This window comes from Ferroglobus sp. (assembly GCF_015521575.1).
Classification (GTDB): Archaea; Halobacteriota; Archaeoglobi; order Archaeoglobales; family Archaeoglobaceae; genus Ferroglobus.
This window is the reverse complement of the sequence record NZ_WANY01000137.1, coordinates 1-3,902: the sequence shown is the minus strand read 5'-3', so window position 1 is coordinate 3,902 and position 3,902 is coordinate 1. Positions and strand designations below refer to the sequence as shown.

At 43.7% G+C, this 3,902-nt stretch carries 5 protein-coding genes; 3 read left to right on the top strand and 2 right to left on the bottom strand.

The features are described from left to right. Window positions 1-135 precede the first annotated feature (135 nt). Both F7C14_RS05780 and F7C14_RS05775 read right to left on the bottom strand, forming a co-directional pair. Window positions 136-894, bottom strand: coding sequence for a hypothetical protein (locus F7C14_RS05780; protein WP_290900789.1), 759 nt, complete (start codon window positions 892-894; stop codon window positions 136-138). A gap of 59 nt (window positions 895-953) precedes the next feature. Next, complete coding sequence (locus tag F7C14_RS05775; RefSeq protein WP_290900786.1) at window positions 954-1,148, bottom strand: hypothetical protein; 195 nt, start codon at window positions 1,146-1,148, stop codon at window positions 954-956. A gap of 167 nt (window positions 1,149-1,315) precedes the next feature. Between F7C14_RS05775 and F7C14_RS05770 the strand changes: the two genes are divergently transcribed. The 3 genes from F7C14_RS05770 to F7C14_RS05760 are packed head-to-tail and all read left to right on the top strand — an operon-like array spanning window position 1,316 to window position 3,899. Then, window positions 1,316-2,068 (top strand): ABC transporter ATP-binding protein, encoded by a 753-nt coding sequence (locus F7C14_RS05770; RefSeq protein ID WP_290900784.1) that lies wholly within the window; start codon window positions 1,316-1,318, stop codon window positions 2,066-2,068. 4 nt (window positions 2,069-2,072) lie between these two features. After that, a complete protein-coding gene (locus F7C14_RS05765) occupies window positions 2,073-3,539 on the top strand; it encodes a hypothetical protein (RefSeq protein ID WP_290900781.1) in 1,467 nt (488 codons plus the stop codon). A gap of 51 nt (window positions 3,540-3,590) precedes the next feature. Continuing rightward, window positions 3,591-3,899, top strand: coding sequence for a hypothetical protein (locus tag F7C14_RS05760; protein ID WP_290900778.1), 309 nt, complete (start codon window positions 3,591-3,593; stop codon window positions 3,897-3,899). Window positions 3,900-3,902 lie beyond the last annotated feature (3 nt).

Below are 3,902 nucleotides of genomic sequence, written 5' to 3'. Positions count from 1 at the left end.
GTGTAGTAAACCCTCTTTTCGAATTTTAATTCTCTCGTTCTGAAAAACTCCTCGATCGTCCTCAAAGCAGTTTCAGCGTCGCACCTCAGCGAGAGTTTCACAAATACGGGGTTTCTTTATAACCTAAAAATTTTTCTAAGATGAGGGCTTTATCGCTATCTCCGTCTCGTCTATTACATCTGACGCAAAGGGTATGTCGAGTACCAGCCTCAGCTTAGCCGATCTTATCTTCGACCATGCATCACCCATTATAACTGGTCCTTTTATACCGGCTTTCTCCATCACCCGTCTCGGGGAAATTGGACTCAAACTGGATGCAAGGATGTATATCACGTTATCCAACGCTGGTTTCCACGAAAACCGTACTTCGCCCGGCATTTTCATTTTGGCCAACGTACCCCTATACCTTGTCATGCCGTGATCGAATACAAACTCCAACCTGAGCTCCTTCGATTTACCGCTCGCAGATCTACTGTAGGTTAGCGTACCTTCAATCCTTCCATCGATTACTTTTAATTCAGCAGCTCCCCATTCTCTTTTATTAGATACTTCAAGTCTATTTCTGAAAAGAGTAACTTCGTGGTTTAAGGGCGGTATAACACCGAGCACTATCTGAATACCTTTGACCGTTAGCTCAGGCTCTACTATTTCATATCCGGGGATTTTCACCCACTTGGGCGCGCTTATCTTTATTCCGGACACATTCGCCACTATATCTACGCTACTCACATCCGCTGTAGGCTCAAGCTCTTGGATGTACTCAGCCTCCTTATCGACATTCCCGAAAAACAGTTGAAACTTTCTACCGTGCTCGCCGCTTTCATCGGCTCTAATGGTTATTATACCTCTTCTTGCCAATATCGGTCTTTCCATTACGAGTTTATCCCCTTCCACTCTGAGAAGGCTGGACAAACGTTCTAAGACTCTGGAGGTCTTTGAGTCGTAGCACCAAATTAACATGACCCCCCGAATCCTCCAACGACCAGAAGAGAAAGAATTGAAAGCTTCATTAAGTCCAGATTCCTATTTACGGCTAAGCTCCCTTTTAGTATCGCTAACAAGATTAGCAGACTACTAACTCCCAAAGTCAAGCAAACTACCAAAGGACCTCGTCTAAGTCCGCTCTTGAATACTATGAGTTCTGCCACCCTTTCACCTCCGCAATTTTTCGTTAGTTGAGCTGAAAAATTGAACCTCCACCGCTTCGAAGCTCATCAGTAGATTGAATAATATTCCGGTAAAGTAAAATTTACGAATCTCGGTAAAGCTTAAAAATCTTGATGAAGATTTAAAGTCGAATTCGTGGGGTGAATGGATGATAACAGTGGAAAATCTTCGTAAACGCTACGATGGTAATCCAATTCTCGACGGTTTGAGCTTTACAGTTAAAGATGGAGAGATCTACGGCTTGCTCGGACCGAACGGAAGTGGGAAGAGCACGACCATGAAGATTCTTTCCGGAATTCTCAAACCCGACGAGGGGAATGTGATCATCGAAGGGGTCAACGCATCAGAAAATCAATTGAAGGTGAAGGAAATCGTTGGTTTTGTCCCTGAATCTCCGACCCTTTACGAGTCTCTCACTCCAGCCGAACTCTTCGATTTTATAGGAAAAGTTAGAAAAATTCCGCGAGGATTGCTCGAAGAGAGAGTTAACGCCTTTGTAAAAGCTTTCGGAATAGAAGAGTATCTGGATCAGTTCATAGGAACTCTCAGCTTCGGAACGAAGCAGAAAGTATCAATTATCGCCGCTCTCCTACACGATCCCAAAGTTCTCGTTCTTGACGAGGCTATGAACGGACTCGACGTAAAGTCAGCAAGAATATTCAGAGAGTTGCTGCTGGAGTACAAAAGGAAGGGAAAATCTATCGTTTTTTCGACTCACGTTCTTCAACTTGCAGAGATAATCTGCGACAGAATCGGAGTAATTCATAGGGGAAGGATAGTAGCGGAAGGAACAGTGGAAGAGCTGAAGAAGAGACTCGAAGAAAAGAGTTTGGAGGACGTGTTTCTAAAAATAACCGAAAGCAGAGAAGAAGTTCTTGAAATAGTTAAGGCTCTGAAGTGATACCATGCTGGAAACCATTCGAGTTCTCTACAGGGAGCTGAATTATCAGATGCTTAGAAGAAATCCGATGATGGACGAGGAGAAAATCAATAACAGAATTAAAAAGTTCGGTTTGAAAAAAGGGGTGATAATAAACGCTTCCCCGCTGCTAATTTTCGGCAGCTTCATGGCTCCCGCTGTGCTAACCGGAAAGGAAGTCGCTCTGATGTCTTTAGCCGTTACGCTTTCAACCTTCGCTTTCATCTTTTCGATTTACATTTCCACTTTTCACACGTCCTTGCTGTTCTCCGTTGGCATTTTCGAGCCGTTAAAACAACTGCCCCTTAAACTCGAATATTTTTACCTTCCTTCCCTCCTACTCCTTGACTCGGTAGGAGTTTTATTCCTCTCGTTACCGAGTGTTATTCTTCTGAGCTTTATCAGCCCCCTTGAATCGTTTCTCCTCCTTCTGTGGGTTTTCATGGGGGTTTTGATAGGACAAACAATAGGACTCGGAATCTTTCAGATTTTCGGAACGAAAGTTGCTTTCAGAAAAACGAGATTTGGCTTTCTGAAAAGTACGGCGAGAGTAATTGGCGTTCTTGCATTTATCGGAATCTTCTACTTTATTCACTACCTACAAACGAAAGTCCTCGAAAATGCAGAAGAAATCTCGTTTATCTTCAAATTTTCCATAGCCTATCCGATTTCATCGTCCTCGATCGTCGATCCGGAAAAGAGCTTAGTCCTCCTGATTTTTTACGCCGCAGCTTTCATACCAGCTTACTTCTTCGTTTCTAAAAGAGTTTGGAGTTCTCTGACGCAACCGAAAGTAGTTTTCGAAAAAAGTAGAGTTGGAAAGTTCACGCCCGCATTTGGCGGAGTTTTGCTCACGCTAATCCTTAAAGACTTCCGCCTCGTTTTCAGGAGGGCAGCGTCGATAGCCGGACTGTTCGTTCCGATGTATTTGGTTCTTCCGCAGCTATTCTTCGTTCTGGAAAGCAGGGAATTCCCGAGAGAACTGTTGACCAGCCAGATCTTTTTAATTTCTTTATTTTCCATAATAAGCTCAGATGTTATTCTCAAGGTCGAGGGTAAAGAAATCGACTTTCTGAGATCGTTGCCCCTCGCAAAATCCATATTTGCTTTAAGTAAAGCGCTGTCCTCTTCGATCGTCCCAACAACGTCTTCGCTTTTTCTCGTCTTCTTGGCTGCGTTTTTCGAAGTTAAAAGCCTGATCTTTATCCCTCTCGCGATAACGCTACCGCTAAACGTCTCGCTGTTCACTACGTTCTACCTTTTCCGCAAAGCTGAAGATGTCGGCATTCCGGAAAAGAGTTTGCCTGAAACTCTCCTTCTTTTCCTGCTTAACGGAATCATCGCCGGAATTTCTCTCCTTCCTCTATTACTGTTTGATTTCATCAAAGGTGTGATAGCGAGCTTCGTCATCGCTTCACTCATTTCCGCAACGCTACTTACAAAGCTGAGATAACTTTCACACGGCGAAGCATATCTTTTATATCGTTGAGGCAAACATACCGTTATGAGCGAAAGAGCGGTAATGGCTATCGGCTTAATAATCGGCTTACTTTTTGGCATGAGCGGAATTTCCACGCTTTTCGACTTCCTCAACAAGACTATGGAGGAGACAGAGCAAAAACTTGCTAACATGGGAGCGATGTCGACTCTCGTACTGCTGATCATAGCGATAATCTTGATCGTAAAGGTTAGGGTTATCTCCTCGCTGATAGTCGGAGCTATAATCGGAGCGATACTGAACGTTATACTGGAAATGAACGGCATTCGCGTTTTCGATGAAATTTTTACCCAGCTGCTGCAATTCATTCAATAGAGG